Annotated in this window: 2 protein-coding genes and 1 pseudogene; 1 reads left to right on the top strand and 2 read right to left on the bottom strand. The window is 56.4% G+C overall.

The features are described 5' to 3' along the window. Positions 1-356: 356 nt before the first annotated feature. Positions 357-1298 carry an IS1634 family transposase gene (locus tag HMPREF3092_RS09500; RefSeq protein WP_070424718.1) on the bottom strand — a complete coding sequence of 314 codons (942 nt, stop codon included), beginning with the start codon at positions 1296-1298 and terminating at the stop codon, positions 357-359. A 56-nt stretch (positions 1299-1354) separates the two neighbouring features. Here HMPREF3092_RS09500 and HMPREF3092_RS11055 point away from each other — a divergent pair. After that, positions 1355-1762 (top strand): annotated as a pseudogene (locus HMPREF3092_RS11055) (transposase); the annotation flags it as partial. Between the two features lie 58 nt (positions 1763-1820). Here HMPREF3092_RS11055 and HMPREF3092_RS09495 read toward each other — a convergent pair. Beyond that, positions 1821-2732, bottom strand: a complete 912-nt coding sequence (locus HMPREF3092_RS09495; RefSeq protein WP_070424717.1) for a hypothetical protein — start codon at positions 2730-2732, stop codon at positions 1821-1823. Positions 2733-3462 lie beyond the last annotated feature (730 nt).

Here is a 3462-nt window from a genome sequence, read left to right as displayed (position 1 = left end):
CCGGGCAGCTATCAGCCCGGGTCAACGCACTCTAAAACCGGAAGAGCCTGTATAGCTCGTGCGTAGGAGGCTTCGTCGAGTTCTTTCTTCCCGCCTTTCTCCCGCACGAACCTGGCCTTCTTCGGTGCCCGTTCCCCGTCGATGATCGCGATCGCTCGGTTGCGCTGCTGATTGAGCGTGGCTTGGTCCCGCAGCGCTCTCTTGCGCCGGTACTGCCAGACGGCCCGCCATTTGTCGGTGTCTGTTTCGGGGTCCCACACCGGCTCGGCCCGGCGCGGCACCTGGTCCGGATCGGGTGCCGACCGCCGCATCGTGATGGTGTCGACGGTCAGCCCGTCCTTGTGGTGGGTGCCGTGCTAGTGGAAGTACTTCGCCAGGTCCTGCGGTGCCTTCGTCTGCCGCGACCCGACGATGAACCGCAAGCCGGCGTCGTCGAGGTCTTGCAGGTTCTTCGCCGACAGCATCCCGGCATCGGCGACCACTACCATATCGGCCACGTTGTGGCGGTCCTGGAAAGCCTTGATCACCGGGATCATCGTGTGCGTCTCGGCCTTGTTCCCTTCGAACGAGCGAATCTCCAAGGGAAACCCGGTCCGGTCGACGAGCAGCCCGATGACGATCTGCGGATCGACCCGGCGCTCCTTCGAGTACCCGACCTTGCGGTAGGAGTCTTCCTTCTCCGCCTCGAAGTACAAGGTGGTGACGTCATACAGCAGCAGCGACAGCCCCGTGGTGGCGGCGCTGTAGGCGAAGCAGGCCTTCGCGATCTGATCCCGATAGTCCTGTTCCTGGATCCTGCCCAGGCTCCGCTTGATCGTGGCGTAGCTGACAGCGTCGAACCCGAGGTCGCGCAGCACCCGGGGCGCGTCGCGCTTCGACGTCGGCTCCACGATCCGGGCCACCACCAAGTCGCAGAACACCGCGTCGTCGACCCGGTCGAATCCCAACTGCCGATATGCCGCGGTCAGCACGTCCCGCAAGATCCCGGCCGGGGTCGCCGCCACTCGTCCGGCAGGAGCACGCCCTGCCACAGGTGGCTCAGGGTCAAGCAGCGCGGCTTGCCCACCGTTTTCCTCAACCAGCGACTGCGTGGGCATCTCTGCAAACCCGATGTCGATATCAAGCGTCTGCTGCCCGTCATCGATCCAGCCCCTGGCCAGGGCCAGCAGAACCCCGAGCTCGGCCTCAGTATGCGCCGACCCGATGTGCTTGATGATGCGCTGCCGACCGCGCCAATACTCAGCCACCTGCACCGCAGTCGCCCCGGACTTCGTGCGGACCCGCCGGATGAACACCATCCCACGACTCTAAACGACCCCCCGTTAGTGCGCGAAAACGCACGAAATCACAAGCAAAGCTCCAGGTCACGGAACCAAAGCACCGAAATCAAGACAACCGTGAGCCAAGTCAGGTCGAAGTCACCTGGGCCGTCTATCAAGACATTGTGAGCGCCTACAGAACCAACGACGGCAACGAGGGCAAGAAGCTCTTACAAACAGTCATCGACGATCTGACGACAAATCTGCCGACAGGACTGGTCGAGCTCAAGCGGTTAGGACGGACTCTGAAGCGTCGAGCTGCTGATATCCTGGCGTTCTTCACCCGACCGGGAACGTCGAACGGGCCTACCGAAGCGATCAACGGCAGGCTCGAACACCTACGGGGCTCAGCACTGAGATTCCGCAACCTCACGCACTACATCGCAAGATGCCTGCTCGACTCCGGTGGCTTCAGACCAGTTCTACACTCTCAATTACGATGAGCCCGCAAACCGCCCAAAACAGGCTGCTGGAGACCACTTCGCCACGAATGCATACGGATCAGTACGGAGCCGCTTTTCCACGAGGGAATTTGCAAACTACGGTTTTATAACATTGGAATCTCGGCATAGTAACAGTTCCAGCGATATCAAACTTGCGGTTGGCCTTCCTGTCATTCATCTTAACGTTATGTACGTAATGATAGTACTTGGCGGCACCCTTGTCGTTATAGAAGTTGCGCGTAAATTTCTTTGCTCGGGAGCTGTAAGTGTCCTGTTTAATAGATCCCCAATCGACATCGCGGTCGACCTTCAAGCGGAGATGCTCCTTGAGGACCAGCCGGGCCTCAATAGCCGTTTGATAGTTTCCGACAGGATCGCTCGTAAGCCAGAGAGTGGACTTCCGTATATTGCCAGTGATCGAGGCAAGCGTAATCTTCGCAGAGCGACTCCAAACAATCTTTCGCCCGCGTTTAACTCCCCACACAATGCTTGTAGATTTATTAAGACGATAGGAGTCTTTCGCCTTAGATAACGATGATGCGGGGGTCACGGCTGCGGAACCACCAGTGATTGAATCATCACCTCCAAGGCTTCTACCTTCAGCGCCGGGGCCCAGGATTACCTCAAGATCATCTTGCACTGCCTCTGCCGAGGGGTCGTCTTGTTCCGGTAAAACGACAGCATTTTCCGTGGCTGTGTTGTAAGCTACACCCGGAGACAAAGGGTCGCCGTCAGAATCAACGTTTTGAACTGTAACTATATTTGACATGCATGTGAACTGCATCTCCTTCTCAGGTGTTACCTCAGCTTCCTCGGCCTCAGGCGTTTCGACAACATCATCGAGAATTATTTCACAGTTCGCGGACTCGTCTGAAGTACCGGAATCAGCAGGATGGTCCATGGCGGCCACTGTTGTTGAGGGGACCATGGTAAACACGATTGACGCGGCAATCAAGGGAAGTGACTTCATCTCAATAGAGTCCTTTCATAACGTACTCCATTCATTTCGAATTCGGAAGGAATCCCCGTCTCCGTATCCATAACTATATGCCCGTGCGCTTCAGCATCCTGCAGTCGACCGAATGCGACCTTTATGAGCGATGGAGCAATAGCACTAGTTTCCAATGGCTCGTAAAAGCTGAACTCTCCACCCCAGATCGGTAAATCTATGGGCGATAGGAGCCCAAGTACCGGGGGGCTAACCGGAAACGGCCGATCATCTTCGATGTGCCTTTCTCCCTCGTATTCCAAAGTGAACTCACGGGTGAGTCGATTGTATTCGCAAAATTCTCTAGCCTGGACCGACTCCGCCCGAATGACTCCAAGGGGTATGTTTAATTCGAGCCTGAAGACAAATTTTCCATCTTTTCCATACCGCGTATATTCGCAATATAGGGGGCCGGCGTTATTCAGTTTCTGTATGCATGCCAGAATCTCTAGCAAGTCACATGTACGTATAGGCATAAATGCCTTTCGAGAGAGGAGGCCGGATTAAACAAAGCCCGGGAGGCGGTGTTCTAGGTTACAGTGAGTGTAATAGCCTTGGGAGCGATTTACATCGTTGCGTGTATCTCAATTTGGTAACAACTACTTCGATATCTCCCGACTCAGAGCGGCGCAAGCTTACACGGCGCGAGCGCGTCGAAATCTGGAGAAAGAGGCAAACCGGCTCTTCCGGTTTTAGAGTGCGTTGACCCGGT

It is taken from the genome of Brevibacterium sp. HMSC24B04 (assembly GCF_001806835.1).
GTDB classification, from domain to species: domain Bacteria; phylum Actinomycetota; class Actinomycetes; order Actinomycetales; family Brevibacteriaceae; genus Brevibacterium; species Brevibacterium ravenspurgense.
The sequence above is the reverse complement of the archived record's forward strand: the minus strand, read 5'-3'. Positions and strand labels throughout refer to the sequence as shown.